The 26,888-nt window shown below is 71.3% G+C and carries 27 protein-coding genes; 16 read left to right on the top strand and 11 right to left on the bottom strand.

Going from position 1 to position 26,888, the window contains the following annotated elements; translation table 11 throughout:
* Positions 1 to 7 precede the first annotated feature (7 nt).
* Both AB0D53_RS26305 and AB0D53_RS26300 read right to left on the bottom strand, forming a co-directional pair.
* The gene (locus AB0D53_RS26305; protein WP_362450776.1) at positions 8 to 2,242 is read right to left on the bottom strand and encodes a family 16 glycoside hydrolase; all 2,235 of its coding nucleotides are present in this window, start codon (positions 2,240 to 2,242) and stop codon (positions 8 to 10) included.
* Positions 2,239 to 4,731, bottom strand: a complete 2,493-nt coding sequence (locus tag AB0D53_RS26300; protein ID WP_362450774.1) for a ThuA domain-containing protein — start codon at positions 4,729 to 4,731, stop codon at positions 2,239 to 2,241. The genes AB0D53_RS26305 and AB0D53_RS26300 overlap by 4 nt, the downstream gene beginning before the upstream one ends.
* Positions 4,732 to 4,925: 194 nt before the next feature.
* Between AB0D53_RS26300 and AB0D53_RS26295 the strand changes: the two genes are divergently transcribed.
* Positions 4,926 to 5,990: a multicopper oxidase domain-containing protein gene (locus AB0D53_RS26295; RefSeq protein ID WP_362450772.1), complete on the top strand. Its 1,065-nt coding sequence runs from the start codon at positions 4,926 to 4,928 to the stop codon at positions 5,988 to 5,990.
* Between the two features lie 52 nt (positions 5,991 to 6,042).
* Here AB0D53_RS26295 and AB0D53_RS26290 read toward each other — a convergent pair whose 3' ends face one another.
* Complete coding sequence (locus AB0D53_RS26290) at positions 6,043 to 8,286, bottom strand: DEAD/DEAH box helicase (protein ID WP_362450770.1); 2,244 nt, start codon at positions 8,284 to 8,286, stop codon at positions 6,043 to 6,045.
* A 96-nt stretch (positions 8,287 to 8,382) separates the two neighbouring features.
* On the bottom strand, positions 8,383 to 9,165 hold the full coding sequence (locus tag AB0D53_RS26285; RefSeq protein ID WP_362450967.1) for an IclR family transcriptional regulator: 783 nt from the start codon (positions 9,163 to 9,165) through the stop codon (positions 8,383 to 8,385).
* Between the two features lie 197 nt (positions 9,166 to 9,362).
* On the opposite strand from AB0D53_RS26285, the gene AB0D53_RS26280 reads away from it, so the two are divergent.
* The 10 genes from AB0D53_RS26280 (at position 9,363) to AB0D53_RS26235 (ending at position 17,057) form a co-directional block, all read left to right on the top strand.
* The gene (locus AB0D53_RS26280) at positions 9,363 to 9,473 is read left to right on the top strand and encodes a putative leader peptide (RefSeq protein ID WP_362450768.1); all 111 of its coding nucleotides are present in this window, start codon (positions 9,363 to 9,365) and stop codon (positions 9,471 to 9,473) included.
* Between the two features lie 140 nt (positions 9,474 to 9,613).
* Positions 9,614 to 10,639 (top strand): ABC transporter substrate-binding protein, encoded by a 1,026-nt coding sequence (locus AB0D53_RS26275; RefSeq protein WP_362450766.1) that lies wholly within the window; start codon positions 9,614 to 9,616, stop codon positions 10,637 to 10,639.
* A gap of 14 nt (positions 10,640 to 10,653) precedes the next feature.
* Entirely contained in the window at positions 10,654 to 11,670 is a 1,017-nt protein-coding gene (locus tag AB0D53_RS26270; RefSeq protein WP_362450764.1) for an NrtA/SsuA/CpmA family ABC transporter substrate-binding protein, read from the top strand.
* Positions 11,667 to 12,497: an ABC transporter permease gene (locus AB0D53_RS26265; RefSeq protein WP_362450762.1), complete on the top strand. Its 831-nt coding sequence runs from the start codon at positions 11,667 to 11,669 to the stop codon at positions 12,495 to 12,497. The genes AB0D53_RS26270 and AB0D53_RS26265 overlap by 4 nt, the downstream gene beginning before the upstream one ends.
* A complete protein-coding gene (locus AB0D53_RS26260) occupies positions 12,494 to 13,249 on the top strand; it encodes an ABC transporter ATP-binding protein (RefSeq protein ID WP_362450759.1) in 756 nt (251 codons plus the stop codon). The genes AB0D53_RS26265 and AB0D53_RS26260 overlap by 4 nt, the downstream gene beginning before the upstream one ends.
* A complete protein-coding gene (locus AB0D53_RS26255) occupies positions 13,250 to 14,137 on the top strand; it encodes an ABC transporter substrate-binding protein (protein ID WP_362450757.1) in 888 nt (295 codons plus the stop codon).
* Between the two features lie 3 nt (positions 14,138 to 14,140).
* Entirely contained in the window at positions 14,141 to 15,214 is a 1,074-nt protein-coding gene (locus AB0D53_RS26250) for an LLM class flavin-dependent oxidoreductase (protein ID WP_362450754.1), read from the top strand.
* A 189-nt stretch (positions 15,215 to 15,403) separates the two neighbouring features.
* Entirely contained in the window at positions 15,404 to 16,204 is an 801-nt protein-coding gene (locus AB0D53_RS26245) for a VOC family protein (RefSeq protein WP_362450752.1), read from the top strand.
* Between the two features lie 72 nt (positions 16,205 to 16,276).
* Positions 16,277 to 16,525, top strand: coding sequence for a WhiB family transcriptional regulator (locus AB0D53_RS26240; RefSeq protein ID WP_072484995.1), 249 nt, complete (start codon positions 16,277 to 16,279; stop codon positions 16,523 to 16,525).
* Positions 16,526 to 16,556: 31 nt separating this feature from the next.
* On the top strand, positions 16,557 to 17,057 hold the full coding sequence (locus tag AB0D53_RS26235) for a tetratricopeptide repeat protein (protein WP_362450749.1): 501 nt from the start codon (positions 16,557 to 16,559) through the stop codon (positions 17,055 to 17,057).
* Positions 17,058 to 17,143: 86 nt separating this feature from the next.
* Here the strand turns inward: AB0D53_RS26235 and AB0D53_RS26230 are convergent, their stop codons facing one another.
* From AB0D53_RS26230 to AB0D53_RS26220, 3 genes are all read right to left on the bottom strand, one after another.
* Complete coding sequence (locus AB0D53_RS26230) at positions 17,144 to 18,118, bottom strand: acyl-ACP desaturase (RefSeq protein WP_362450747.1); 975 nt, start codon at positions 18,116 to 18,118, stop codon at positions 17,144 to 17,146.
* Positions 18,119 to 18,341: 223 nt separating this feature from the next.
* Entirely contained in the window at positions 18,342 to 18,533 is a 192-nt protein-coding gene (locus AB0D53_RS26225) for a hypothetical protein (RefSeq protein ID WP_362450745.1), read from the bottom strand.
* Between the two features lie 11 nt (positions 18,534 to 18,544).
* Positions 18,545 to 19,396 carry a helix-turn-helix transcriptional regulator gene (locus AB0D53_RS26220; protein ID WP_362450742.1) on the bottom strand — a complete coding sequence of 284 codons (852 nt, stop codon included), beginning with the start codon at positions 19,394 to 19,396 and terminating at the stop codon, positions 18,545 to 18,547.
* 216 nt (positions 19,397 to 19,612) lie between these two features.
* On the opposite strand from AB0D53_RS26220, the gene AB0D53_RS26215 reads away from it, so the two are divergent.
* Complete coding sequence (locus AB0D53_RS26215; protein ID WP_362450739.1) at positions 19,613 to 20,017, top strand: ATP-binding protein; 405 nt, start codon at positions 19,613 to 19,615, stop codon at positions 20,015 to 20,017.
* A 67-nt stretch (positions 20,018 to 20,084) separates the two neighbouring features.
* Here AB0D53_RS26215 and AB0D53_RS26210 read toward each other — a convergent pair whose 3' ends face one another.
* Positions 20,085 to 20,501, bottom strand: coding sequence for an SsgA family sporulation/cell division regulator (locus tag AB0D53_RS26210; protein ID WP_362450737.1), 417 nt, complete (start codon positions 20,499 to 20,501; stop codon positions 20,085 to 20,087).
* A gap of 204 nt (positions 20,502 to 20,705) precedes the next feature.
* Between AB0D53_RS26210 and AB0D53_RS26205 the strand changes: the two genes are divergently transcribed.
* On the top strand, positions 20,706 to 21,776 hold the full coding sequence (locus AB0D53_RS26205) for an oxidoreductase (protein WP_362450734.1): 1,071 nt from the start codon (positions 20,706 to 20,708) through the stop codon (positions 21,774 to 21,776).
* 63 nt (positions 21,777 to 21,839) lie between these two features.
* Here the strand turns inward: AB0D53_RS26205 and AB0D53_RS26200 are convergent, their stop codons facing one another.
* The gene (locus AB0D53_RS26200) at positions 21,840 to 22,139 is read right to left on the bottom strand and encodes a YciI family protein (RefSeq protein WP_362450732.1); all 300 of its coding nucleotides are present in this window, start codon (positions 22,137 to 22,139) and stop codon (positions 21,840 to 21,842) included.
* A gap of 150 nt (positions 22,140 to 22,289) precedes the next feature.
* Between AB0D53_RS26200 and AB0D53_RS26195 the strand changes: the two genes are divergently transcribed.
* Both AB0D53_RS26195 and AB0D53_RS26190 read left to right on the top strand, forming a co-directional pair.
* The gene (locus tag AB0D53_RS26195; protein ID WP_362450729.1) at positions 22,290 to 22,967 is read left to right on the top strand and encodes an endonuclease V; all 678 of its coding nucleotides are present in this window, start codon (positions 22,290 to 22,292) and stop codon (positions 22,965 to 22,967) included.
* 49 nt (positions 22,968 to 23,016) lie between these two features.
* Positions 23,017 to 23,160, top strand: coding sequence for a hypothetical protein (locus tag AB0D53_RS26190; protein ID WP_177328089.1), 144 nt, complete (start codon positions 23,017 to 23,019; stop codon positions 23,158 to 23,160).
* A 9-nt stretch (positions 23,161 to 23,169) separates the two neighbouring features.
* On the opposite strand, the gene AB0D53_RS26185 is transcribed toward AB0D53_RS26190, so the two are convergent.
* The gene (locus AB0D53_RS26185) at positions 23,170 to 24,114 is read right to left on the bottom strand and encodes a peptidoglycan-binding protein (RefSeq protein WP_362450726.1); all 945 of its coding nucleotides are present in this window, start codon (positions 24,112 to 24,114) and stop codon (positions 23,170 to 23,172) included.
* Positions 24,115 to 24,343: 229 nt separating this feature from the next.
* On the bottom strand, positions 24,344 to 25,534 hold the full coding sequence (locus tag AB0D53_RS26180; protein WP_362450723.1) for a saccharopine dehydrogenase NADP-binding domain-containing protein: 1,191 nt from the start codon (positions 25,532 to 25,534) through the stop codon (positions 24,344 to 24,346).
* 204 nt (positions 25,535 to 25,738) lie between these two features.
* Between AB0D53_RS26180 and AB0D53_RS26175 the strand changes: the two genes are divergently transcribed.
* Positions 25,739 to 26,863 (top strand): CaiB/BaiF CoA-transferase family protein, encoded by a 1,125-nt coding sequence (locus AB0D53_RS26175; protein WP_362450721.1) that lies wholly within the window; start codon positions 25,739 to 25,741, stop codon positions 26,861 to 26,863.
* Positions 26,864 to 26,888: the final 25 nt, after the last annotated feature.

The raw sequence follows: 26,888 nt of genomic DNA, 5'->3' as shown, positions 1-26,888 counted from the left end.
GTCCGGGCTACAGCTCCTTGATACGGATGTCGCGGTACGAGACCACGTCCGTGGCGCTGTGGACCTGGAGTCCGATGTAGCCGGAGGCGTACCGCCGGCCGTCGGTGCCCGGGTCGTCGCCGCGCGGCGGCTCGAAGGCCTGGCCGCCGTTGTTGTCGAACTCGTTCAGCAGGACACCGTTGCGGTAGACCGAGTAGTGCTGGTCCACCACCCGGATCTCGTAGTCGTTCCAGGTGCCCTTGGGGGTGACCCCGGCGCCGGCCAGACCGATCCGGTCGAAGCCGTAGACCGAGCCGGTCTTGTACATGTCGCCGTCCGGCCGGTCGAGGATCTGCACCTCGTGGCCGTACTTGATGGCGACCCACTCCGGACGCGACTCCTCCGGATTGTCGTGGACGTTCGGGAAGCGGACGAACACCCCGCTGTTGGCGTTGCCCGCGCCCGGGGCGTCGTCGCGCCACTGGAGCTTGAGCGAGAAGTCGCCGTACTGCCGGCCCGGGAACCAGAGCATGCCCATGCCGTCCACCGCGGTGGAGCTGGTGAGGGTTCCGTCCTCGTTCAGCCCGAACTTTCCGCCGCCGACCTGCTGCCACTTGGCGAAGGACGCCGCCGTGCCGTCGAAGAGCTTCTTGTAGCCCTCGTCCTGGCCCGGCATGCCGATCCCCGACTGCTTGGCCGCCCGGTAGATCTTCTTGTGCTCACGGGTGTCGATCACACCGGCGGCGAGCAGCTTGTCGAGGACACCGTCGACGTGCTTGAGGAACAGCGCGTGCGACGACCAGTCCTTCTCGTCCTCGATCAGCTCGTTGATCGTGCAGCGGTTGCCCGTGATGCGGTTGGGGACCCCGGTGTCGACCGTGCCGACGATGACGGTGAGCCGCTCGTCGAACTCCGGACAGTTCGGCGCCGGTACGCCCCCGCTCTCCGCGACGGTGAACGACACCTGCTTGGCGACGGAGGTGTTGCCGGCCTTGTCCGTCGCCCGGTGGGCCACGGTGTGATAGCCGACGCGGTCGACGATGACGGTGGTGGTGTACGCGAGGTACGGGCCGCCGTCGAGCGAGTACTCGATCCTGTCCACGCCCGACTCGGCGTCGGTCGCGGTGATGGTTACCTTGGCACTGGTGATGTAGGCGTTGTCGGAGTTCTTGTCGCCCGCCACCTTCGCGGAGGTCTCCGGCGGGGTCCTGTCCTGCGTCGGCGGTGCGACGACGGTGAAGTCGACCGACTTCCCGGCCGCCGCGTTGCCCGCCCTGTCCGTGGCTCGGTAGCGGACCAGATGGGTGCCGGTCTCGTGCACCATCACCGGTGCGGTGTACGGCTGCCAGGCGCCGTCCGCCCCGAGCGCGTACTCGATGGTGTTGACGCCGGAGCCGGTGTCGGAGGCGGTCACGGTGACCGTGGCCATCCCCAGGTACCGCCCCTGGTCGTCCTTCTCGCCGGACACGGTCGCCGAGGTCTCCGGCGGTGTCGTGTCGTCGGTGGGCGGTGCGGCGACCGCGAAGTCGACCGATTTCTCGGCCGCCGTGTTGCCCGCCTTGTCGGTGGCCCGGTAGCGGATCGTGTGCGTGCCGACCTCGTTCACCACGACCGGTGCGGTGTACGGCTGCCAGGCGCCGTCCGCCCCGACCGCGTACTCCACGGTGTCGACGCCTGAGCCGTCGTCGGTCGCCGAGACGGTGACCGTCGCCTGACCGACGTACGCGCCGTCGGCGTTCTTGTCACCGTCCACCTTCGCCGAGGTCCCGGGTGCCGTGGTGTCCTCGCCGCCGCCGTCCTCGGTCACGGTGAGGATGCCCTGCATCGCCTCGTGCCCCGGCATGGTGCAGTGGTAGAAGTACCGGCCGGGGGTGAGCGTGACCTCGGCGGTGTGCCTGCCGCCCTGGTCGTCGGCCGGGTTGGCCAGGATGTTCAGCGTGACGTCGTTGTTGAACTCCGGGTCCGAGACGCTGAAGGTGAGGGTGTGCGGCATCCCCGTGGTGTTGCCGGTCGCCGCACTGTTCTCGAAGACGATGGTCGCCTTGCCGGCCACCGCGGTCTTCGGGGCGGACAGATAGTGGTCGATGGGGTCGCCCGCGGTCCAGGTGAGGACCTGCTCGGCCGCCGCACCGGCGGGAGCCGCCGTACGCCCGTACGCGGCCGTCGAGGTCAGCCCCAGCACCATCAGGAACGAACCCAGCAGCGCGAGCCACAACCGGGCCGGACGGTACCGCTTTCGTGAGAGGAACGGACGGTGTCTCACCGCACTGCCGCCTTCCTGGCCAGATCACCGGCGGCCGGGGTCGGACCGCCGCCCTTGTACGTCACGTGCCACAGCGCGGACTTGGAGTCGGAGGTGAAGAAGCCGCGCCCGTAGTCCAGGACGTACAGCGAACCGTCCGGGGCGAACTTCCAGTCCATCAGGTTGCGAATGCCGTCCGCCCCGACCGGGATGATCTTCCGCAGGGACTCGGCGTGCGTGGGCAGCCCGCCCTTGCCGACCGTCCTCGGGTCGGTGAGCACGGCGTGCCGGGGCTGGGTGTCGTCGTAGAAGTCACCGACGAACCACTTGCCGTCCCAGTACGAGGGCCACTTGTCGGCACTGGTGCTCGCCGCGTCGTACCGGTAGACCGGGCCGTTCATCGTGGCCTGGCCGCCGCCCTTGAGCCACGGCAGCAGCTGCTTCTGGTCCTCGACCTTGTAGCTGGGGATGCCGTTCGCGTCGCGCGGGTAGTCCACGCCACCGCCCTGCGGCGAGTACCAGATGGTGTTGGAGGTGATGGGCGGCAGGTTCACCAGGCCGTCGTTGTTCGGCGACTCGTTCTTCGGGTGGTCGCAGTCGTACCAGCCGAGCGGCTTGGCGGGGTCGGGCAGATTGCGGTCACGGTAGGGCTGCTTGTTGCCCATGCAGTAAGGCCAGCCGTGGTTGCCCGCCTTCGTGATCGCGGCGAACGTGTCGTACTTGGCGGGGCCCCAGGTGGTGGAGGGCGAGCCCGCGTCGGGGCCGACCCAGCCCGCGTACAGCGTGTCGGTCGACTTGTCGATGGAGATCCGGGCCGGGTTGCGCACACCCATCACATAGATCTCGCCGCGCGTCCTGCCGCCGCCCTCGTCGGGCTCCTTGCCGGTGAAGAGGTTGCCCTCGGGCAGTGTGTAGGTGCCGTCGTCCTCCGGGTGGATCCGCAGGATCTTCCCGTTGAGGTTGTTCGTGTTGCCCGCGGTGCGGCGGGCGTCGGCGAACGAGACACCCTTGTAGTTCGGCTGCGGGTTGTTCCCGGAGTAACCGTCGCTGAAGCCGGAGGAGTTGTTGTCACCGGTCGCGATGTACAGATTGCCCTTGGAGTCCCAGGCCATCCCGCCGCCCGCGTGGCAGCAGCTGTGGACCTGGACGGGCCAGTGCAGCAGTACCTTCTCCGAGGAGAGATCCAGCTTGTTCGTGGACAGGTCCATGGTGAAGCGCGAGACCTGGCGCACCGCCATCTGCTTGTCACGGTCCAGCTTCGAGTGCGGGGTGTAGTGCAGATACACCCAGCCGTTCTTCTCGAAGTCCGGGTCCAGCTCGATGCCGAGCAGCCCCTCCTCGACCTTGACCAGCTCGTCGCCGCCGCCCTTGTTGCCGAAGATCGTCAGCTCACCGGCGAGGGTGACCTTCTTGGTCTTCGGGTCGTAGACATGGATCTGCCCCAGGCCCTTGCCGATGTCCGGGTCGTTCCAGTCGGTGACGACCGGCCTGCTGCTGTCGGCGCCGCCGCGCCCGATGTACAGCACGCGTCCGTCGGGGGCGGTGACCAGGCCGTGCGGCTCGCCGATCTGGTCGTTCCGTCCCGGCTGGTTGGGCTGGGTGACCCGCTCGGCCTTGTAGTTGGCGTCGATCGTGGCCTTGCAGTCGGCCTGCGAGATCCGGGTCGTCCAGTCCAGCGCGCCGCGCAGGTGGTCGCGGAAGTCGGTCTCCGCGAAGCTGTCGACCGTCCCGCCCATCGCCGTGTAGAAGGACCGGCCGCCGTCGTAGTCGCGGCACCAGGAGACCGGGTGGTCCCAGCCGTTGGCACTCGCGCCCGGCTTGTAGGTGATCTCGCGGACACGCGCCACGGTGTGCACGTCACCGGACGGGTTCTTCGTCCAGTTCAGCCACTTGTCGGGGCGCTTCCACTCCAGCGGGAGGTTCTTGGTCGCCGGATGCTGCCGGTCGCCGACCTCGACCGTCGCACGCTGTACGGAGGCCGGGCTGCCCGCCGCCGGGCGGGCACCGACCAGGCCGGTGAACCAGTCCGAGTACGGTTCGGTGCGCGCGGCGTCATGGATGCCGAGGAAGCCGCCGCCGGCCTCCATGTACGCCTCCAGACCGGCCTCCTGCTCCGGGTCGAGGACGTCGCCGCCGCCGGTCAGGAAGACCACGGCGTTGAACTTGCCGAGCTTCTTGCCGTTGGTGAAGACCGCGGCGTCGTCGGTGGCAACGGTCGTGAACCGGCCGGCCTCCGGCCCGGTGAGCCCGATCCTCTCGATCGCCGCGATCCCGGCGTCGACCGTCGGGGACTCCTCGGTCGCCGAGGCGTGGAACACCAGCACCTTGACGTCGGCGCCGCCCGGCGGCGACGGCAGGGACAACGTTGTCGCCAGGGAGCCGGGCGGTTCCGGATAGGGCCTGGCCGCGGCTGTGCCTGCGCCGAGCAGGGAAGCGGTCAGTGCGCCGGCCGCGAGGCCCGCCGCGAGTCCGCGTCGCGATCTGGACCTGTGATGTGGTGTGCGCTGCATGTGGTCACCCACCCCTCTTTGGTCACTGCAACAGCGGATGAAACTAGACCTCTTTTCGCGGCCCGCCAATAGCTATGGCGTCAATTCCACGAACTTTGTCCTGGCTGTGGATAAACTGCGATCCTCCGGCTACGGTGTGGGCCGTCCGGGGCGAGTCGGCGCTCCAAATTCCTTTGTGCAGTGGGGAGTTCGGTATGGACAGAAGGAGCTTCAACCGGCGGATGCTGGTCGGCGGCGGGGTGGCGGCCGCAGCAGGCCTGACATCGTTGTCCCTGGGTTCGATCGAGGCCAGCTCGGCGGAGCCCGCACGGGCCACCGCCCCGGCGGGCGGTGTGGTCCGCCATCTCAAGCTGTACGCCGAGAAGCTGGCGGACGGCCGGATGGGGTACGGGCTGGAGAAGGGCAAGGCCTCGGTGCCGGGGCCGCTCATCGAGATCAACGAGGGCGACACCCTGCACATCGAGTTCGAGAACGCGGCCGATGTGCCGGTCAGCCTCCATGCGCACGGTGTCGACTACGACATCGCGAGCGACGGCACCCGGATGAACAAGAGCATCGTCGAACCGGGCGGGACCCGTACGTACACCTGGCGCACCCACGCACCCGGCCGGCGCAAGGACGGCACCTGGCAGCCGGGGAGCGCGGGTTACTGGCACTACCACGACCATGTCGTCGGCACGGATCACGGCACCGGCGGCATCCGCAAGGGGCTCTACGGTCCGCTGATCGTCCGGCGCCAGGGCGACATCCTGCCGGACAAGACGATCACGATCGTCTTCAACGACATGACGATCAACAACAAGCCGGCCCACGAGAGCCCGAACTTCGAGGCCACGGTGGGGGACCGGCTCGAAGTGGTCATGATCACGCACGGCGATTACTACCACACGTTCCACATCCACGGTCATCGCTGGGCGGACAACCGGACCGGCCTGCTCACCGGTCCCGACGACACGAGCCGGGTCATCGACACGAAGATCGTCGGCCCGGCGGACTCCTTCGGCTTCCAGGTCATCGCGGGCGAACACGTGGGCGCGGGCGCCTGGATGTACCACTGCCATGTGCAGAGTCACTCCGACATGGGGATGGCCGGACTGCTGCTGGTCGCCAAGCCGGACGGCACGGTGCCGGGGTACGAGCCGCACGACATGGCGGCCCACGACAAGCCGACGCCTGACAAGCCGGCGCCGGACAAGACAGCCTCCGGAAGCGCGCCGAAGGGCACGGCCGCGCACGACCCGGCGGCACACGGATCCTGACGCCGCTGATCCGCGAACCGCCGACGCCGTCGGGCCGTCGGCCCTGACCGCGTCAGCTCTCCGGCACCACCTCCCGGGATGCCCCCTCTGTTCCGTCCGCCTGGGCGGGCGAGGCCGTTCCGGTCGCGAGGCGCAGCTGTTCCTCCTCGACGATGCGTCGGGCCAGAGCCCCGTCCGACACATCCACGGCGTCCGGCGTCGTCTCGGCGACGTCGCTGCGCCGTGCGTACAGGTCGAACAGCCGCTCCTTGCGGGCCAGGATGTCGAGCATCCGTTCGTCTACGCTGTCGGCCGCGAGGAGCCGGTGCACCTGGACGGTCCGTATCTGGCCCATCCGGTGGACGCGGGCCACCGCCTGGTGCTCCATCGTCGGCTTGATCTGCGGTTCGCAGATGATGACGACCGACGCGGTCTGCATGTTCAGTCCGACGCCGCCCGCCTGGATCTGGCTCAGCAGTACGGCATGGCCGTCCACGGCGCCGAAGTCGTCGATCAGCCCCTGGCGGCGGGCGGCCGGGAGGTTCCCCGAGAGCGGACCGAACACGGGTGATTCCAGGGCCTGTACGACCGTGTGGAGCACTTCGCGGAAGTAGGAGAACACCACGACCTTCAGGCCGTTGTCCGCGGCCTCGGCCACCAGCTCGCGCAGCCGGTTCAGCTTCGCCGACGTGCCGGGCCGGGCGTACGCGGCCCGGCGCATCCGCATGAAGTGCCCGGCGCCCACCGCCTCGCGGTAGGCGTCGAGATCGCCCGGACTGAACTCCTCCCACTCGTCGACCTGTACCAGCGCCGGGAGTTCGGTCAGTACGTCCACCTGGTTGCGCCGCAGATAGGCGGGGGCGACCGCTCTGCGGAAGGCGAGCGAGCCGGCGGCTCCATGGGTGGTGTGTATCGAGGGGGCCAGCTCCGGCTGGAGGTGGCGGACCAGGCTGCGGAACTCCTCGACGCGGTTCTCCATGGGCGTGCCGGTCAGGAACAGCACCCGTTCGGTGTGCTGCGTCCAGCCGGACACGGCCTGGGACCGGCGGGTGGCGGGGTTCTTGACGTAGTGGGCCTCGTCGACCACCAGCATGCCGGGCCGAAGGCCGCAGTCCGCGGCGGCCGGCAGTGTGTGCAGGGCGTCGAAGGTGGTGAGGGCGACCCCGCCGCCGCGATGCCATTCGCCGAAGGCCGACTGCCGCTCGGGGCCGTGCACCGGCAGGGTGCGCAGCGTGGAGCGGGCGCGGATCTCGCGCGCCCAGTTGATCAGCACGCTCGCCGGGCAGACCACCAGGAAATGCGTCTCGCCCCGCGCCGAGAGATGTGCCAGCGCGGCGATGGCCTGGACGGTCTTGCCGAGCCCCATCTCATCACCGATGATCACCCGCTTCTGCGCGAGCGCGAACCGCGCGCCGAACGACTGGTAGCCGCGCAGCGAGACACGCAGATGGGCGTCGTCCAGCCGCAGACCGCGCACCCGGTCCGCCATCCCGGACGGAAGGAACCCCTCCGCCGCGTCCCGGTCCGGGCCGGTGCCGGACATCTCGGCCAGCAGGCTGTAGTACTCGGCGGACCGCAGCTCGAAATCCACCCATGTCGCGAGGTCCGACTCCGGTGCCCGCAGCAGATCCACCGAGACCTGCCCGAACAGCAGCGGCAGCTCGCGCTCCTCCGCGTCGGTCACCGCGGTCCGCACCTCGGCGACGGCCTCCAGCGCCCGGGAGCGGGCCTCCCGCCCGGTGAACAGCATGCGCAGCCGGCCGCGCGCGGGCCCCGCGGCCGCCAGCAGCGGTTCGAGGCGCCCGACGAGCCGGCCCGCCGCGTCCACCGCCCGCCGGACGTCGGGACCGGCGGCGACCACCCGGTGCAGGGCGACGACCAGCGCGGTCGTGGCGTCGTCCGGGGCGTCCACGTCTATCCGGACCGCGACCGTGTCCCGCACCGCGTGGGCGATCTGGCCGGCCGCGGCCAGCACCTGATCGGCGGTCTGCGCACCGACCCCGGGGATCTGCCGCAGCTCGTAGCGATTGGCCTCGTGGACCTGGCCCACGGTGGTGAAACCGGCCTGCTCGACCGCGCCGAGCCGCAGTCTGCCCTCGGTGACGTCCTTGAGCCTGGAGGCCGGGATGGCGGCGAGCTCCCGGCGGACGAGGGAATCGAGCAGCGGCTTCAGCGCGGTGTGCACGGCGTCGACGGCGCGGGTGTGATCGGCCAGCACCGTGCGCGCGGTCTCCAGCAGCAGACCGGCCCGCGTCAGCAGCTCCCGGGCGGCTCTTCCCGTGGGCGCCCCGTCCTCCGCCGCTCCGGCCTGTGTCATGTACGTCCCTCTGTCCGCGCAGCCCGGCTGCCGTCCTGCCCGGCACCTGCCCGGGCGATCCCTATCGTGCCACGCGGCACCGACAGTCCGGGCTGCTCAGGGCGTGGGCGGCCGGCGTTCGGCCGGGGAGAGCAGCAGGACCTCCAGGGCCCGTGCGCAGGAGCGGGCCTGCGCCAGGAACCAGTCGGTGCGCGCGTCGGTGATCACGGACGGGGTGGCCCGGACCGCCAGGGCGAAGCGGGCATGACCGGCGCCGTCCAGGACCGGCACCGCCAGGGTCCGTACCCCGTGGGCCGACTCCCCGTCGTTGAGCGCGTAGGTGTCGGAGCGCACCTTCGCCAACTCATCCTCCAGAGCCGCCGGTTCGACGATCGTACGGTCGGTGAAGGCGGGCAGCGGGGGCAACGAGGAGGGCCCGCCCTCACCCGGCCGGGCCCAGGCCAGCAGGACCTTGCCGAGCGCGGTGGAGTGCAGCGGCCTGCGCAGACCCACCTTCGGGGTGACCGAACCGCCCGCGACGATCACCGCGTGCGGGCCGCTGCGCAGCGCCAGGTCGGCGGTGGCGCCGGTGCGCTCGGCGAGATCGGCGAGTTCGGGGGCGGCCAGATGCAGACCGCGCTGGTGGTACGAGAGCCTGCCCAGCTCGGTCACGGCCGGGCCCAGCCGGTAGCGGGACGTGCGGGCGTCCTGCTCCAGGAAGCCCGCGCCGAGCAGGGTGCGGGCCAGCCGGTGTGCCGTGGAGACGGAGAGCCCGAGTCGGCGGGCGAGGTCGGAGGCGCTGACGTCGGGGCCGTTGTCGTGGAAACAGTGCAGGACGTCCAGGGCGCGCTGCACCGCCTGCGCTCCACCGGGGGAACGCACTGCCGCGGCCTCGGTCATATCGGTCCACTCTCCGCTCGTGAGGGTCTGCGGGGGCATACGGTTGCCACATTACGGGAGTTGAGGATCCGGAGAACCGGGTGGTGAAACACTGTGTTCACACTGAATCCCACATCATGGGAAGCGAGTTGTGGGACGGCCTCGGTGCGTGGCAGTCTGCAGCTCATCAGCAACGACGAGCAGAAGGGAGCAGTGCCATGGCCGGCCGCCGAACCGCGACAACCGCCCGCACCGCTCCGGTCCTGCTCGCCCTGACGCTGCGCCGTCACATAGACCTGGCACGGGTCTCCAGCGCCGCCTGTCGCTGACCCCCTTCCCCCTCGTCTCCCTTCCCCGCCCCGTCGCGCTCCGGCGCGGCAGGGGCCCCGGCCGTACCCGGTGTCCGCATCCCGGCGTACGCGTCACGCCACGACACCCTCCGCTTCGCCGACCCCTCGGGAAGTCCCCCATGACGCATGCCGTCCCGCCCCGGACGCTCTGGTTCACCCGCTGTCCCGTCCCCACCGCGACCGGCATCGCCGCCGACCGCGGGTGGCTCACCGAAGAGTTCGCCCCCGACGGCATCACGGTGCGGTCCCTCCAGGACGCCGCGCCCGGTGCCGACCGGTCCGCCCACTTCACCCACGCCCTGCCGGGCCTGTTCCGCGAAGGCGGCAACGTACCGGCCCTGTGGGCCCGTTCGCGCGGGGAACGGACCCGGCTGATCGGTCTCACCTGGATCGAGGAACGCCAGGCCGTACTCGTCGGACCCGGTTCCGGAATCCGGGGCGGCGAGGCCCTGCGCGGGCTGCGGCTCGCCGTTCCGGTGCACGACATCGCCATCGACTTCTGGCGGGCCATGGCGCTGCGCGGCTTCGAGGGCGCGCTCGCCGCCGCCGGACTCGCGCCGGACGACGCCACGCTCGTCGACGTACCCGCCGCCGGACACCCGGGCCAGTGGGCCGCCGAACTGGCGGCGCTGCGGCGCGGTGACGTCGACGCCGTGTACGTGAAGGGCGCGCTGGCCGTCGAGGCCGCCCGGCGGGCAGGGGCGGAGGTCGCCGTCGAACTCGATGAACTGGCCGACCGCCGGTTCCGGATCAACAACGGCACCCCGCGCCCCATCACCGTCCACCAGCAGCTCCTCGACGACCACCCCGGCCTCGTCGACCGCTTCCTCGCCGTCCTGCTCAGGGCCGCCGACTGGGCCACCGGACAGCCCGCCGAGGTCGCCCGGATCCTCGGTGCCGAGACCGGCGCCGGCGCCGACGGAGTCGCCGGGGCCTACCGGCCGGGCACCCATCTCACCCTCCACCCCGACCTCTCCCCGGACCGCCTGGCCCTGCTCGCCGAGCAGGAGGCCGGGCTGCGTGCCCACGGATTCCTGCCTGAACCCGTCGACATCACGGCCTGGGCCGACCCCGAACCGCTGCGCCGCGCCACCGCGCTGGCCGCCTCCCGCCCCGCCCACCGCGCTTTCGCCCCTGAGTTGTGAGGACCCCCGACACCATGAAGCTGCCCCGACCACTGCGCACCGCCGCCGCCCCCGCGCTCCTCACGGCCACCGCCCTGATCGCCCTCACCGCCTGCGGCTCGTCCGAGGCCGCCGGCGGCGGATCCGGTGCCGGCGGCACGGTCGAGATCCGCATCCCGGACCCCGGCAACTCCGGGGTGCTCGCCCTCGGCAAGAAGGACGGCAGCCTCGACAAGGCGCTCGCCGAGGCCGGTGCCAAGGTGCGCTGGACCGGCAGCGCGGGGCCCTTCGCCCCCGCCGCCCAGGCGATGAACGCCGACCAGCTCGACATCGCCACCGGTTCCATCACCTCCGGCATCACCTCGCTCGCCCAGCGCCCCGGCTTCAAGTTCTTCACCGCGGTCGCCCCGGACACGGCCGGCGAGGGCATCCTCGTCAAGAACGGCTCCGGCATCGCATCGGTCAAGGACCTGGTCGGGAAGAAGGTCGCCGTCAACCAGGGCGGCACCGGCGAGTACCTGCTGCTGAAGGCCCTCGCCGAGGCGGGCATCCCCACCGGCAAGGTCGAGCGGGTCTATCTGCGGCCCGACCAGACGGCCGCCGTCTTCAACGCGGGCAAGGTCGACGCCTGGGCCGTCTGGGCGACGTACGCCGTGGCCGAGATCGGCAGCGGCAAGGCGCACTTCGTCGCCGACGGCGCCGCGATCGGCTCCGACAACTACAGCCTCAACGCCGTGCGCACCGGCTTCGCCGAGCAGCACCCCGAGATCGTCAAGGCGCTCTACCGGTACCTCCACGACGCCAGCGCCAAGGAGAAGCAGGACCCGGCCGCGTACCTCAACGTCTTCACGGACGTCGGGCCGACCGCCGTCACCGGCAGGGCGAAGGAGGTCCAGACCGGGTTCACCCGCAAGGGCGGTACGGTCGACCCCATCGGCGCCGAGGACATCGAGCGCTTCGAGGCCGTCGCCGGCTTCTACGCCGAGCAGAAGGTCACCACGGAAAAGGTCGACGTCGCCGCCCACCTCCTCGACGCCGAGAAGCTGAAATGAGCGACACCGACCTCCGTCCGGGCCTCGTCCGGCCCCGCCCCCAGCGGCGCAGGGCCCGCAGCCGGACCTACTCCGCGACCGTCCGGACACTCGGCCCCCTCGCCCTTCTCGTCCTGTGGTGGGCGGCGTCCGCCACCGGGCTCCTCACCCCCGACGTCCTCGCCTCGCCCGCCGAAGTGATGCGTGCGGTAGGCGAGTTGTGGGGCAACGGACAACTTCCCGACGCCCTGACCACCTCCCTGACCCGCTCCGCACTCGGCCTCCTCATCGGGCTCACCGCCGGGCTGGTCCTCGGCATCACCACCGGATTCACCCGGCTCGGCGACGAACTCCTCGACTCCTCCATCCAGACCCTGCGCACCATTCCGTTCCTCTCCCTGGTGCCCCTGTTCATGGTCTGGTTCGGGATCAACGAGACCGCGAAGATCCTCCTCATCGCCGTCGCCACCACCTTCCCGATGTACGTGTCCACATCGAGCGGGGTGCGCAACACCGACCCCAAACTCGTCGAGGCCATGCGCAGCTTCGGCATGGGACGGCTCGCCCTCGTGCGCGAGGTCGTCCTGCCCGGAGCCCTGCCGTCGCTGCTCGCCGGGCTGCGGCTCTCCATGACCCTCAGCGTCATCGCCCTGATCGCCGCCGAGGAGATCAACGCCACCGCCGGCATCGGCTATCTGATGTCCCAGGCACAGAGCTACGCCCGCACCGACATCCTCGCCGTCTGCATCCTCGTCTACGGACTGCTGGGCCTCACCGCCGACGCCGTCGTACGGCTGCTGGAACGCCTGCTGATGCCCTGGCGCACCCCACAGGGAGCCACCCGATGACCGAACGCGATCCCCGGCCGGCCGTACGGGTACGGGAACTGCGGCGTGTGTTCGGCGACCGCGCCGTCCTCGACGGACTCCGACTCGACATCGCACGGGGCGAGTTCGTCGCCCTGCTCGGCGCGAGCGGAAGCGGCAAGACGACCCTGCTGCGCATCCTGGGCGCACTCGACGCGGCCGACGCCGGGGAGGTCCTCGTCCCCGAGGCCCGCACCGTCGTCTTCCAGGAACCCCGCCTCGTACCCTCGAAGAAGGTCCTCGCCAATGTGACGGTCGCCCTGCCGCGCGGCCGCTCCGGACACGGACTGCGGGCCCTGGCCGAAGTCGGCCTCGAACGGCACGCCGACGCCTGGCCCGCCACCCTCTCCGGCGGCGAGGCCCAGCGCGTCGCCCTGGCCCGCGCCCTGGTCCGCGAACCCGAACTGCTGCTGCTCGACGAGCCGTTCGCCGCGCTCGACGCCCTGACCCGGCTCAGGATGCAGGACCTGGTGGGAGAGCTGTGCCGCAAGCACCGGCCCGCCGTCCTCCTCGTCACCCATGACGTGGACGAAGCCGTACGGCTCGCCGACCGGGTCGCCGTCCTGCGCGACGGCCGGCTGATCACCGACGAACCGGTCACCGTCGGCCGGCCGCGCGACCCCGGCGATCCCGCCTTCGGAGCCCTGCGCCGCAGGCTCCTCGACGACCTCGGGGTCGAGACGACCCCGCACCCCGCAAAGTCCCCCGAACGTACCGAAGTCGGAGTGATCTGAATGACCATCACCATCGGTGTGCACAGCAGCAACCCGTCGCTCTACCACCTGTACCACCTCTCCCGTCTCGGCCTCGCCCGGGAGGAGCTGGCCCCGCTCGGCGAGAGCGTCGTCTTCCACCCGTACACCAACGGCGTCCGCACCGGCGAACTCCTCAGCCGGGGCGTCATCGACTTCGGCGGCACCGGCTCCACCCCGCCGGTCACCGCCCAGGCAGCCGGCCACGACATCGTCTACACCGCCGTCTCGGCACCGCGCCCCGAACACGGCGCGCTCCTCGTCCCCGAGGACAGCCCCGTACACACGGTCGCCGACCTCAAGGGCGCCACCGTCCACCTCGCGATCGGCTCCTGGCAGACCCATCTGATCGCCAAGGCACTCGACGACGCCGGGCTCTCCTACGCCGAGGACATCACCGCGGTCCGCAGCACCGACGACAGCGAGGAACTGCTGCGCACCGGAGCTATCGCCGCCTGGGTGGCCCAGGGCGCCCAGCTCGCCGCGGCCCGCCGCACCGGCGGCCTGCGCACCCTGGTGCGCACCGGAGACGTCATCACCGACCGCTCCGTCTTCTTCGCCCGCCGCGACCTCGCCGAGAGCCGCCCCGAGGTGATCGAGGCGCTCACCCGCGCCCTGAGGCGCGCCGACGACTGGGCGGCGGCCAACCCCCGCCGGGCGGCCGAGATCGCCGCCGCCGACCTCGGCGGATCCGCCGACGACTGGGAGACCGCGCTGCGCGCCCTGCCCTGGAGGATCGAGCCCGTCACCGACGCCTTCATCGCCGAGCAGCAGGAAGCGGCCGACATCTTCCACCGCACCGGCTTGATCGACCGCCCGGTCACCGTCGCCGACGCCCTGGCCGGCTCCGGCGCGGACAAGGCGGCGTGAGACATGGCGGCCGAAGTCCTCTGGTACATCATCCCGCGCGAAGGCGCCTACCCCTGGGAGCCCGAAGGGCGGCGGCCGGTCGACCTCGGCTACCTGGCCGAGCTCGCAGGCACGGTCGAACGCCTCGGCTACAGCGGTGCGTTGCTCGCCACCGACCTGTACGACGTCTGGCCGCTCGGCAGCGCGCTGGCGGCCTCCACCAGCACCCGGTTCAAGCCACTGCTGGCCGTCCACCCCGGTCTGATCTCGCCCACCCTGCTCGCCAAGATGGCCCTCAGTTTCGACCGCCTCTTCGGCGGCCGGCTCCGCTTCAACGTCGTCAACGGCTCGACGAAGTCCCTCCAGGAGTACGGGCTCCACGTGGAGCACGACGAACGGTACGAACTGAGCGCCGAGTACTGGTCGATCGTGAAGCGGCTCACCGCCGGTGAGGTCTTCGACCACAAGGGCCGCTTCTACGACCTGAAGAACGCGGGCGCGTCCTTCCGGGAGCTGAAGCCGGTCCAGGAGTCGCACATCCCGCTCTGGTTCGGCGGCTCGTCCGACCCCGGCATCGAGATGGCGGCCGAGCACGTCGACGTCTACCTCACCTGGGGCGAACCCCCGCACCTGCTCAAGGAGAAGCTGGACAGGGTCAGGGCACGGGCCGCCGCGTACGGCCGCACGCTCAGGATCGGGCTCCGCCTCCACCTCATCGTCCGCGACGCGGAGGACGAGGCATGGGCGGCGGCCGACCGGCTCCTCGACGTGACGAGCGACGCGACGTACGCCAGGCAGCTCGGCGACCGGGCGGGGGAGGACGGCGTGGGCTGGCAGCGCCAGTTCCGCCAGCACGGCGGCAAGGTCCCCGCGCACGCCCGCGAGCTGGAGGAGCACCCCAACATGTGGCCGGGCATGAGCCTGTTCCGTCCGGGCCCCGGCACCGCGGTCGTCGGCTCCACGGCCCAGGTCGTCGAGCGGCTCGGGGAGTTCCAGGACCTGGGCGTCGACACCTTCATCCTCTCCGGCAACCCGTTGCTGGAGGAGGCGTACCGGGTGGCGGAGACCGTGCTCCCCGCACTGGGCGTCAAGCGCTGACCGGCCCGCGCCCCGGGCGCGGGCTGCGGGCGGCGGTGCCCGGTGCGAGACTCGGAACGTCGGGAAGGCTCCCGCAGCCCGCAGCCCGCAGCCCGCAGCCCGCAGCCCGCAGCCCGCAGCCCGCAGCCCGCAGCCCGCAGCCCGCAGCCCGCAGCCCGCAGCCCGGGCGTCGTCGAAGGAGCAGGCCACATGCTCACCACCCGTTACGCCGACGGAGCGCCCAGCTGGACCGATCTGGGCACCCCCGATCTCGACGGTGCCGTCGAGTTCTACACCGGCCTCTTCGGCTGGGAGTACGTGCCCGGAGGCCCTGAGACCGGTGGGTACGGCATGTTCACGCTGGACGGCAAGACGGCCGCCGGGGCGATGACGGTCACCCAGGAGCAGGGGGAACCGTCCTGGGCGGTCTATTTCCGGTCGTCGGACGCCGACGCCACGGCGCAGGCGGTCGAGCGGGCCGGCGGCACCGTGCCGTTCCCTCCGACGGACGTCCTGGACCTCGGCAGAATGGCCGGATTCAACGACCGGGCGGGGGCCTTCTTCGGCATCTGGCAGCCGGGGAAGAACCCGGGCCTGGGGGCGGTCGGTGTCCCGGGCAGTCTGTGCTGGGCCGAGCTGTACACCCCGGACGTGCCCGCGGCCGCCGCTTTCTACGACGCGGTGTTCGGATGGGAGACCGCCCTGACGCCGTTCCCCGGCGGTGGCGGGTCCTGCACGGTGATCCGGACCAGGGGCGGCGGGGAGGAGGCGGGCTTCGGCGGCCTCGTACCGCTCGGCGCGGTGGCGACCGGGGCAGTGGCCGGATCCCGCTGGCTGCCGTACTTCGAGGTCGAGGACTGCGACGCGGCGGCGGCGGACGTGGAGCGGCTGGGCGGCAGGCTGAGCCTGGAACCGATGGAAAGGGAAGGCGTGGGAAGATTCGCGCATGCCGCCGATCCGGACGGGGCAGAATTCGCCCTGATCACGAGCGCGACGGCGTCGCAGACCTGACCGGAACTCATCGGCGCGCCGCATTGATGAGGCGTTGATCAGTCGTTTATCGCGACCAGGCACTGTGGGCGCATGCTGATCAACACCGCGGACGACCCCGCACTCGCCTGGCAGGAGACCGCGCTGTGCGCCCAGGCGGGGCCCGAGTTCTTCTTTCCCGCTCCCGGCAGCTCGACCCGTGAGGCCAAGCAGCTCTGCAACGCCTGCGAGGGGCGCGTGGCCTGCCTGGAGTACGCCCTCGCCAACGACGAGCGCTTCGGTGTATGGGGCGGGCTCTCCGAGAAGGAGCGGGAACGGCTGCGCAGGACCGGCCGCGGCTGAGGCCTCCGGGCCCGCCTGGGACGATGTCCGCATGAATGATCACGACCGGGACGACCTGCTCGCGGCGGCCGTCCGGCTGCGCACCGATGGCCGGCGGGAGGAGGCGCGGCAGCGGCTGCTCTCCCTCGCCGCCGACTTCCCCGCGGACGCGGAGATCGCCTACCAGACCGCCTGGGCGCACGATGTACTCGGCCTTGAGGCAGAGGCGGTGCCGTTCTACGAACGCTGCCTGGCCGGGACAGGGCTGTCGGAGGAGGACCGCAGGGGCGCGCTCCTCGGCCTCGGGAGCACGTACCGGGTGCTCGGGCAGTACGACAAGGCCGTCGAGGTGCTGCGCGAAGGGGCCGGGCGGTTCCCGGACGACGGGGCGCTGCGGACGTTTCTCGCCATGGCCCTGTTCAACACCGGTGAGCACCACGAAGCCATGCGCCTGCTGCTGGAGCTGCTCGCGGCCGGCAGCACGGACCCGTATGTGCGCCAGTACCGGGCGGCGATCGAGCACTATGCGCGGGACCTGGACGCAACGCTGTGAGAGCGGCGCGGACGTCGGACCGCCCGGGCCGCCGGACGGGGTGTACTCGCGGTGCCCGTCCGGCGGGGCGGCTGTTTTCGCGGGCGTCAGGCGCCGGCGCGCGCGGCCATCCGGGCCTTGCGGGCGGCGAGCTTCTCGTCGAACTTCGCCGCCTCGTCGTCCAGGCCGCCCATGTACAGACCCAGCTCCTCCTGCGCCTTCAGGCCGTCGGGGCCCAGGCCGTCGATGGAGAGGACCTTGAGGTAGCGCAGCACGGGCTGGATCACGTCGTCGTGGTGGATGCGCATGTTGTAGATCTCGCCGATCGCCATCTGCGCGGCGGCCCGCTCGAAGCCCGGCATGCCGTGGCCGGGCATCCGGAAGTTGACGACGACGTCGCGCACGGCCTGCATCGTCAGGTCCGGGGCCAGCTCGAAGGCCGCACCGAGGAGGTTGCGGTAGAAGACCATGTGCAGGTTCTCGTCGGTGGCGATCCGCGCCAGCATGCGGTCGCAGACCGGGTCGCCCGACTGGTGGCCGGTGTTGCGGTGCGAGACACGGGTGGCCAGCTCCTGGAAGGCGACGTACGCCACGGAGTGCAGCATCGAATGCCGGTTGTCCGACTCGAAGCCCTCCGCCATGTGCGCCATCCGGAACTGCTCCAGCTTGTCCGGGTCGACCGCCCGTGAGGTGAGCAGGTAGTCACGCATCACGATGCCGTGCCGGCCCTCCTCCGCGGTCCAGCGGTGCACCCATGTGCCCCAGGCGCCGTCGCGGCCGAAGAGCGAGGCGATCTCGTGGTGGTAGCTGGGGAGGTTGTCCTCCGTCAGCAGGTTCACCACCAGCGCGATCTTGCCGATGTCGGTGACCTTGGACTGGTCGGCCTGCCAGGCCTCACCGTCCTCGAAGACGCCGGGGAAGTTGCGCCCGTCGGAGAACGGGACGTACTCGTGGGGCATCCAGTCCTTGGCGACCTTGAGATGGCGGTTGAGCTCCTTCTCCACCACCTCTTCCAGGGCGTACAGCAGCTGGGCGTCGGTCCACGCCTTGGGGCTGCCGAGGTGGGGAGCGGTGATCGTCACGGGGGACTCCTGGGGACGGGAGAATTACCTACGGATACGTAGGTTACGAGACCGTAGGTTAAAGCGGGGGTAAGCCCTCCGCCAAGCCCGCTCTTCCAATGCCCTGTCATATGACGTTATGTACGCATGCCGGGACCGGCCGGCCCCCGGTCGCGGGTGCTCTGAGCTGTCGGCGTACTCGGAGCTGACGCTTGCGGGGGCACGGGTGCGGTCGGGCGTGCGGTCAGAGCAGGTGGTCCGCCGCGCCGGACTTCACCGCGGAGATCAGCGCCCGCAGCGCCTCCATCGAGTCGCTGACATAGGTGGTGGCGTCCGTGGTGGAGCCGATGTAGGCCCGGCCCCGGTCGTCGACCCCGAAGCGGAAGCAGTTGGCGCCCTCGCTGCAGAAGGCCTCGTCCCAGCAGATGTCGGTCATGGTCACTCTCCTCAGAGGTCATGGGCTATGGATCGGATGAAGTCGCGCGATTCCCCCACGGGCAGTGCGAGCGTGCGCAGACGCTCCAACAGGCCCCGGTAGCGGCGTAGTTGCATGTCGGAGTCGAGCAGCATCGAACCATGCGAGGAATCGAGCTGTACGGTGTCGAGCTGCGGCACCGCTGCGCCCACATAGGTGAACGACTGCCCGGCGCCCGGGAAACCGCCGGCCGAGAACGGGATCACGCGGACCGTGATCCGGTCCTGCTCGGACTGTTCGACGATGTGGTCCAGCTGGGCCCGCGCCACCTTCGGGCCGCCGAACTGCATGCGCAGCGCCGCCTCGTGGATCACCGACTCGTACATCGGCGGGAGATCCCGCTTCAGCACCTCCTGGCGGCGCAGCCGCAGCGAGAGCCGGGCCATCAGATCGGGTCCGGGAAGTTGCGGATCGGCGGTGTCGAAGACCGCCCGCGCATGCTCCTCGGTCTGGAGCAGGCCGGGGATGTGTGTGGTGGTGGAGGTGGTCAGTTCCACTGCGTGGTACTCGATTTCGGCGATGTCGAGCAGTGCCGGCAGCAGGAGTCCGCGATGCTCCTCCCACCAGCCCCTGGCGCGCTCCTGCGCCATCGTGGCCAGCAGGTCGACCAGCCCGGTGTCCGGGCAGCCGTAGTTGAAGGCGAGGGTGCGGACCCGCTCGGGGCTGATGCCGAACCGCCCCGACTCGATGTTCGGGATGCGGGTGCGGTCGACACCGAGCAGTGCGGCGGCCTGCTGGACCGACATGCCCGACTGCTCGCGCAGCTTGCGCAGTTCGTACCCGAGTCGCTGCTGCCGGGCGGTCGGGGTGCTTCTGGGCGGCAAAGGGTGTTTCCTTCCGAGGGTGAGAACCGGAATGACCGGATCCGCACAAGTAGTAGCACTGTGCTCCTTGGTGCGCTACGGTCGGTAGCGCAAGTCTCACACGGGGCGACCATGCCTACGTGTGATTGTCACCACAATTACCGAAATGTGAGCATCTTGATGAAGGGCGCACTGCGTCGTCTCCCGGCGGTCGCATCTGCCGGCCCCCACCCGCCGGTGGTTGACAACCTGAGTTATTCGTTCGCGTTGCCCGGCGGCGCCTTCTGCGCCGGACTCGCGCGCGGTGCCGTCGGTGATCTCCTCACCCGGCACGGTCTCGCGGAGCTGCGTGAGACAGCTGTACTCGCCGCCTCCGAACTGGTCGCGACCGCCTACCGGTTCACCCCGGACCGGGAGATGCTGCTGAGGGTGCACTGGCAGTTCGACGCACTCCGTGTCACCCTCTACGACCAGCACCCGTCCCACGGCTCGGCCGTGAAGTCCGAGGAGTGCCGGGAGCGGCGCAGCGACAGCATGTGGCTGCTGGCCGCCGCGGTCGACGCACACGGCGGGGACTGGGGGCTTGCGCCCGCGCTGACTGCCTCCGGCGGCTGCAAGGCCTGGGCCTTACTCCACAGGTGATCCCGGCACCGGCGGGTCACCTGTGGCCTGGTCACCCCTCGATGGATCCGGACCGTCGGCGGCGAGGTCAGCAGGGCCCGCCGAGCAGCTCGGCCAGGCCGCGGTCGAGATCCAGGAACCGGTGCTCGTCGCCGGCCGGCACCATTTCCTGTGCCCGCCCCAGGAACCGGCGCAACTCCGCCGTGCGGACGTGCACCATCGCGATTCCCTCCGCGGCATGGAACTCCAGGACCGTACGGTCGTAGCCGAACGGCCTGACGCGTACGTCCCCGACGCCGGCCGCTCCGTCCATCCCCGCCGCCAGCAGCTCACGGGAGAACTCCCAGGCGACCTCGGTGCCTTCCAGGGTCGCCGGGGCGGGGAACGCCATGCGGACGGTGAACGGATCCTTCGGGTCGTACTGCAGAGTGGCGGGAAGGGTCTCCATCCGCGGCGCGGATGCGACCATGCGGGCCTGCACGGACTGCTGGATGACGGTGGACAAGACCTGCTCCCTTTCTCGGCCAGATGAACGGTTCCCGGCACTGATACAGACGACCGAAGTCCCTCATCCGTGCACCGAAAGGTGGCGTGAGCTGTGTCACCGCCCCTCGCGCGCGGCCACTTCCCGGCGGCGCGCCCTGGACTGGGCACCACGCGTGAGCTAGCTTCCAGCGCCATGAGGGTCAAGGGGAAGACGAGACGACTGATGTCATGGGGACTCTGTGCCGCGGCGCTGACCGCGACACTGGCCACACCGGCGGCCGCGGCCGTTCCGGGGGACCGGCACCGCCCCGGTGAACGCCCGGTCTGGACGCTCACCGACACCGGAACCGACGCGCGCTTCCGCGGTCTTGCCGCCGTCGACCGTCGCACCGCCTGGGTCGCGGGTTCCGGGGGAACGGTGCTGCGCACCACCGACGGCGGCCGGCACTGGCGCGACGTGGCACCGCCCGGTGCTGCGCAGGAGGCGCTGGAGTTCCGCGACATCGAGGCCTTCGACGCCCGGCGCGCGGTGGCGCTGGCGATCGGGGAGGGCGAGGCATCCCGGGTGTTCCGCACGGACGACGGGGGCGAGACCTGGACGGAGTCGTTCCGGAACACCGACGCGCGCGCCTTCTACGACTGCCTCACCTTCTTCGACAGCAGGCACGGGCTGGCGATGAGCGACCCCGTGGACGGGAAGTACCGCATCCTGTCCACCGCGGACGGCGGCCGGAGCTGGCGGGTGCTGCCCACCGGGGGCATGCCGGCCGCGCAGGACGGTGAGGCCGGATTCGCCGCCAGTGGGCAGTGCCTGGTCTCGTCGGGTCCCCGGGACGTCTGGCTGGCGACCGGTGGCGCCGCCACCGCACGGGTGCTGCACTCCGCCGACCGCGGGCTGACCTGGACCGCGGCCGAATCGACGATCCCGGCCGGGGACCCGGCCCGCGGCGTCTTCGGCCTGGCCTTCCGCGACCGCCACCACGGCATCGCGGTCGGCGGGGACTACCGGGCCGGCGAGCCGTCGCCGGACGCCGCGGCCGTGACGGGTGACGGCGGCCGCTCCTGGCGGCAGGCCACCACCCCGCCGGCCGCCTACCGCTCGGGCGTCGCCTGGCTGCCGCACAGCAGGTCCGGCGCGCTGGCGGTCGGCCCGACCGGCACCGACCTCACGACGGACGGCGGCCGCACCTGGCGTACGGTCGACACCGGCTCGTACGACACCGTCGACTGCACACCGGACGGCGGCTGCTGGGCCGCGGGCGAGAAGGGAAGAGTGGCGCGCGCGGGGCGCTGAGCCCGTTCCGCGCACTCTTCGCGACTCCTCCGGAGCGGGCTCCGCTCCGGAGGGGTCGCTCAGCTATCCGGGCAACTGCTGGCGGTACGGGGCGAGTTCGTCCGCGGTCTTCGTCGCGATGAACTCCGTGATCCGGTACGCGCACACGCCCTGCGCCGTGAACGGGTCCCCCGCGACGATCTTCTCGATGAGCTCGCGGTCGTCCCCGACGGCCAGGATCACCCCGCCGTCGCGCGGGTTCTTGCGGCCCGACGCGATGAACACCCCGGCCGCGTACTGCGCGTCCAGCCAGGCGACATGGTCCTGGAGCAGCGCGTCGACGCGCTCGACCGGGGCGGTGTAGGTCAACTCGAGTACAAACATGATCGCCAGGCTACGGGAGGGCCCCGGCGGTCGTCCGGGCCCGTCCCGCGGCCCGGCCGTCCGCCGTGGGCGCAGTCCTGCCGGCTGCCTAAGGGCTGTCGTCGCACGCCCGCCAGGGATTACGGGACGGCCCTTAGACTCGACTCCACCATGACAAACCTTGCGATGCCCGCCGACGAGGCCGAAGCCCGAGCCGTCCAGGACGCCCTGCGCGCCCGGGTGGTGCTCGGCGAACCCGGTCCGCCGCCCGGCACCGGCCGGGTCACGGGGGTCGATGTCGCCTATGACGACGAGCGCGATGTCGTCGTCGCGGCGGCGGTCGTCCTCGACGGGGCGACCCTGGACGTGGTCGCCGAGACCACCGCCGTCGGCCGGATCACCTTTCCGTACGTCCCCGGCCTCCTCGCCTTCCGGGAGATCCCGACCGTGCTGGCCGCGCTCGAATCCCTCCCGGTCGACCCCGGACTCGTGGTCTGTGACGGATACGGCCGGGCGCACCCGCGTCGCTTCGGGCTCGCCAGCCACCTCGGGGTGCTCACCGGTCTCCCCGTGATCGGCGTCGCCAAGAACCCGTTCACCTTCTCGTACGAGCAGCCGGGCCCGCACCGGGGCGACCGGTCGCCGCTGCTCGACGGAGAGGAGGAAGTGGGCCGGGCGCTGCGCACCCAGGAGGACGTCAAACCCGTCTTCGTCTCCGTCGGACACCGGACGAGCCTGGACAACGCCTGCGCCCACACCTTGCTGCTGGCCCGTGACTTCCGTCAGCCGGAGACCACCCGCAGGGCCGACTCGCTCTGCCGGAAGGCCCTGCGGGAGGCGACCGCCTGAGTACGCGTACGGATTCCGTTTGCCGATCATGACCGGCAAGCTGGTACGCATGAACGAACATCGAACGTCCACACGACCCGGCACCGTCTATCTCGCTCAGCGCCGGGTTGCGGTGGGGATGACACTCGGCATGATCGCGGGAGCGGTCTGGGCCGTCTCGATGATCTGCACGCTGGTGTCCTGGGCGCTCTGAGCCCCGCGGCTATCTGTGCTGGTCCGGCCCCTGGGCGTTGAGCAGGGCGCGCCAGGTGGCCTCGTCCCCGACACCTGTCACGGGCAGGTTCCGGGACTCCTGGAACTCCTTCAGGGACCGCATGGTCGCGGGGGTGTACGTGCCGGTGCTGTCGGTCGGCACCCCGGCGTGGTGCAGCAGGTACTGCACCGCCGTGACGGCGTCGGGCTTCGTCGTGCGCGAGTCGACCGTGACGATCAGCAACGGCCAGGTGTCCTTCCCGACCTTGCCGTCCGGGGTCAGGCCATGAGCGGCCTGGAACTCCTTGACGGCCCCGGCCGTGGCCGGACCGTAGTCGGCGTCGACCTTCACGTCGAAGCCGTTCGCGCGCAGCAGCAGCTGCACCGTACGCGCCTTCCAGAGCAGATGGCCCTTGCGGGCCAGCGGCCAGTCCGTGCCCTCCGACGGCCGGTCCGACACATGTGCCGTGCCCTTGGCATCGCTCTGTCCGCCGCCGGCCGGCGCCAGCCACCACAGGGAACAGCCGAGTGCGAGCAGGAGAAGCGACGCGACGGCGAGGGACGGGAACCCGACGGGGGAGCGGCCCCACCGGCGCGCCGCGGCGTCGAGATCGCCGGCCGGCCCGGCGGGCGCGGGTACCGGGCCCGCCGTCACCGTGGCCGCCGGGCGCTTCCCGGCCGCCCGCGCCAGGGCGAGCGCCCGGTCCAGGTCACCGGCCGGGGCCCGCAGCACCGAGTGCAGCTGCTCGACGATCCGGCACGGGGCGTTGGAGGCATGAGCGGGATTCAGATAGCGCGACAGGGTGGTCTGGTCGATCCCCAGCCGCTTGGCGAGGGACTGCTGAGTGGGTTTCTCGCGTCCGTCGCGCGCCGACGACTCCCACCAGTTCCTCAGTAACCCGGCGAGTGCCCGGCCCGGCTGTTCCTCGTGACCCGCCACAGTGTTGTCCGTCATCGTTCTTCCCCGACTCTCTGTGTGCACAGCCACAGGTCAGAGCCGTGCATCGGGAGCATGCCCGGGTGCGTCGACCTGCGGGACGCAGATCGTAGTGACAGCGCCGGCCCGTGCCGCGCAGCCGAGGAGCCCACGAAGCGGTGCCATGGCCCGCTGCCCCGGGGAACGAGGAGACAGGAGCAGGCCTTCGACATCACCCGAACGAGTGGGTGCCGCGCCGGGCCTCGGCTCAGCGGGCGGAGGCGACCCGGAAGCGCACACCGGCCGAGCGCAGCCGCTCCAGCAGCGCGTCACCCATCGCGGCGGCCGTGGTGACCTGCCCCGAGGTCGGCGGGAGCTCGTCCAGGGCGAGACAGAGCGCGGACTGCGCGAGCATCTTCGCCGTCTCGTCGTAGCCGGGATCCCCGCCCGAGACCTCGGTGAAGACCCGGTGCCCGCCGCCCGTACCGACGAAGCGCACGGTGAACCAGCTGCGCCGCCGGCGCTCCGCGTCCGGTCCCCTGCCCGGCTCGTACCGGTCCATCAGCCAGGACCGGGCCGCCGGGAGCTGTGCGGCGCCCACGAGCGCGCCGACCGCGGCCGTGCCGCCGAGGGCCACCGGCAGACGGCGGACCGAGGCGAAGTGGCGGTAGCGGAAGTCGGGGCCGTAGCGGTCGAGCGCCCGCGCCGAGCGCCGGACCACCTGCGGGTCCAGCGTCGGCAGCGGGAGCGCCCAGGTGCCGGTCTCCGTGCTGAAGTGCGGGGCGCCGAGCGGGGCGCGGGCCCGGCGGGCGACCAGCCGCGGTTCGTGCAGCCGGCGTTCCCGGGCGGCGCGCAGCGACAACGGGCCCCGGCCCATCGCGGTGAGCGCCGAGGCGAACGTACCGCCAGAGAAGACGGCGTTGCTGCGCACGAAGCCGTCGACGGTCAGCGGCACCCCCTGCGGCAGTTGCCGGACGGTGAAGTACACCCCGAGGTCGTGCGGTACGGAGTCGAAGCCGCAGGCGTGCACGATCCGGGCGCCCGTCTCGCGGGCCCGCACGTCGTGCTCCAGGTACATCCGGTCCACGAACTCGGCCTCACCGGTGAGGTCCGTGTAGTCCGTCCCGGCCTCGGCGCAGGCCGCGACCAGCTTCTCGCCGTACCAGACGTAGGGGCCCACCGTGGTGGCCACCACATGGGCGGACTCGGCGAGTTCGCGCAGCGAGTGCTCGTCGTCGGCGTCGGCGTGCAGCACCGGGAGGTCCGCGCAGCGCGGCTCGATCGCGGCGAGACGCTCGCGCAGGCGTTCCAGCTTGGTCCGGTTCCGCCCGGCCACGGCCCAGCGGAAGCCGGCGGGAGCGTGGGCGGCCAGGTATTCGGCGGTGAGGGCGCCCACGAAACCGGTGGCGCCGAAGAGAACCACGTCATAGGGGCGTTGTGCCCCGTTCTGCCTGTTCACGAGTGCCTCCGCAGGGGCCGGTGCCGATGTGGCAGGCAGAGGCTAGCGGAGGGGTTCGTGGCGGTGTGCGGCAGGGCGGCCCCGGTGGGGGAGGATCCCGGAGAAAGAACTAAGCGCTTGCTCGGCCAAAGGGGTTGTGCGGAGCGCGGTGCGTTCTTAGCATCATCGATGTTACATCAGTGGTGTCATACCTCTGGGAGCTTGATGGCAACGACAGAGCACGGCCCGCTGGCAGGGGTGCGGGTGGTCGAACTGGCCGGCATCGGACCCGGTCCGTTCGCCGCGATGCTCCTGGCCGACCTCGGCGCCGATGTCGTCAGGGTCGACCGGCCCGGCGGCGCGGGGCTGGGCATCGATCCCGCGTACGACCTCACCAACCGCAACAAGCGCTCCGTGCTCGTCGACCTCAAGGCCGAGGACGGAGCCGCCAGGGTGCTCGATCTGGCCGAGCGTGCCGACATCCTGATCGAGGGGTACCGGCCGGGCGTCGCCGAGCGCCTCGGCGTCGGACCCGACGCCGCGCTGGCCCGCAATCCGCAACTCGTGTACGGGCGGATGACCGGCTGGGGCCAGGACGGACCGCTGGCCGAGCGGGCCGGTCACGACATCTCCTACATCGCGCTCACCGGCACCCTCTCCATGATCGGCAAGCCCGGCGAGCCGCCCACCGTCCCGGCCAACCTCGTCGGCGACTACGCGGGCGGCTCGCTCTATCTCGTCGTCGGGGTGCTCGCCGCCCTCCAGCACGCCCGCACGCCCGGCGGCCGGGGCCAGGTCGTGGACGCGGCGATCGTCGACGGCGCCGCCCATCTCGCCATGATGATCCACGGAATGCTGGCGGCCGGCGGCTGGCAGGACCGGCGCGGCTCCAACCTCCTGGACGGCGGCTGCCCGTTCTACGGCACGTACGAGACCGCCGACGGCCAGTACATGGCGGTCGGCCCGCTGGAGCAGCGGTTCTACGAGGAGTTCCGAACGCTCCTGGGGATCGGGGACGAAGCCCCGGACCGGGGCGACATCGGCCGGTGGGAGGAGCTGCGCGCCGTCGTCGCCGACCGGTTCCGGACCCGTACGCGCGCCGAGTGGACCGAGGTGTTCGAAGGGTCGGACGCCTGCGTCGCCCCCGTCCTCTCGCTCCGCGAGGCGCCGCACCACCCGCACCTGGCCGCCCGCTCCACCTTCGTCGAGCACGACGGGCTCACCCAGCCCGCGCCCGCACCCCGCTTCTCGGCGACCCCCGTCCATGTGCGCGGCGGGCCCGCACGTCCCGGCGCGGACACCGAGGCCGTCGCCGCCGACTGGGACGTACCCGGCATCGCCGGGCCGTGATCCCCGCCGGGCCCCGACCGGCCCG

Origin of the sequence: Streptomyces sp. NPDC048295, assembly GCF_040652135.1 — a bacterium.
Classification (GTDB): domain Bacteria; phylum Actinomycetota; class Actinomycetes; order Streptomycetales; family Streptomycetaceae; genus Streptomyces.
Note: the sequence above shows the minus strand (reverse complement) of the source record. Positions and strands in the feature narration are given on the sequence as shown.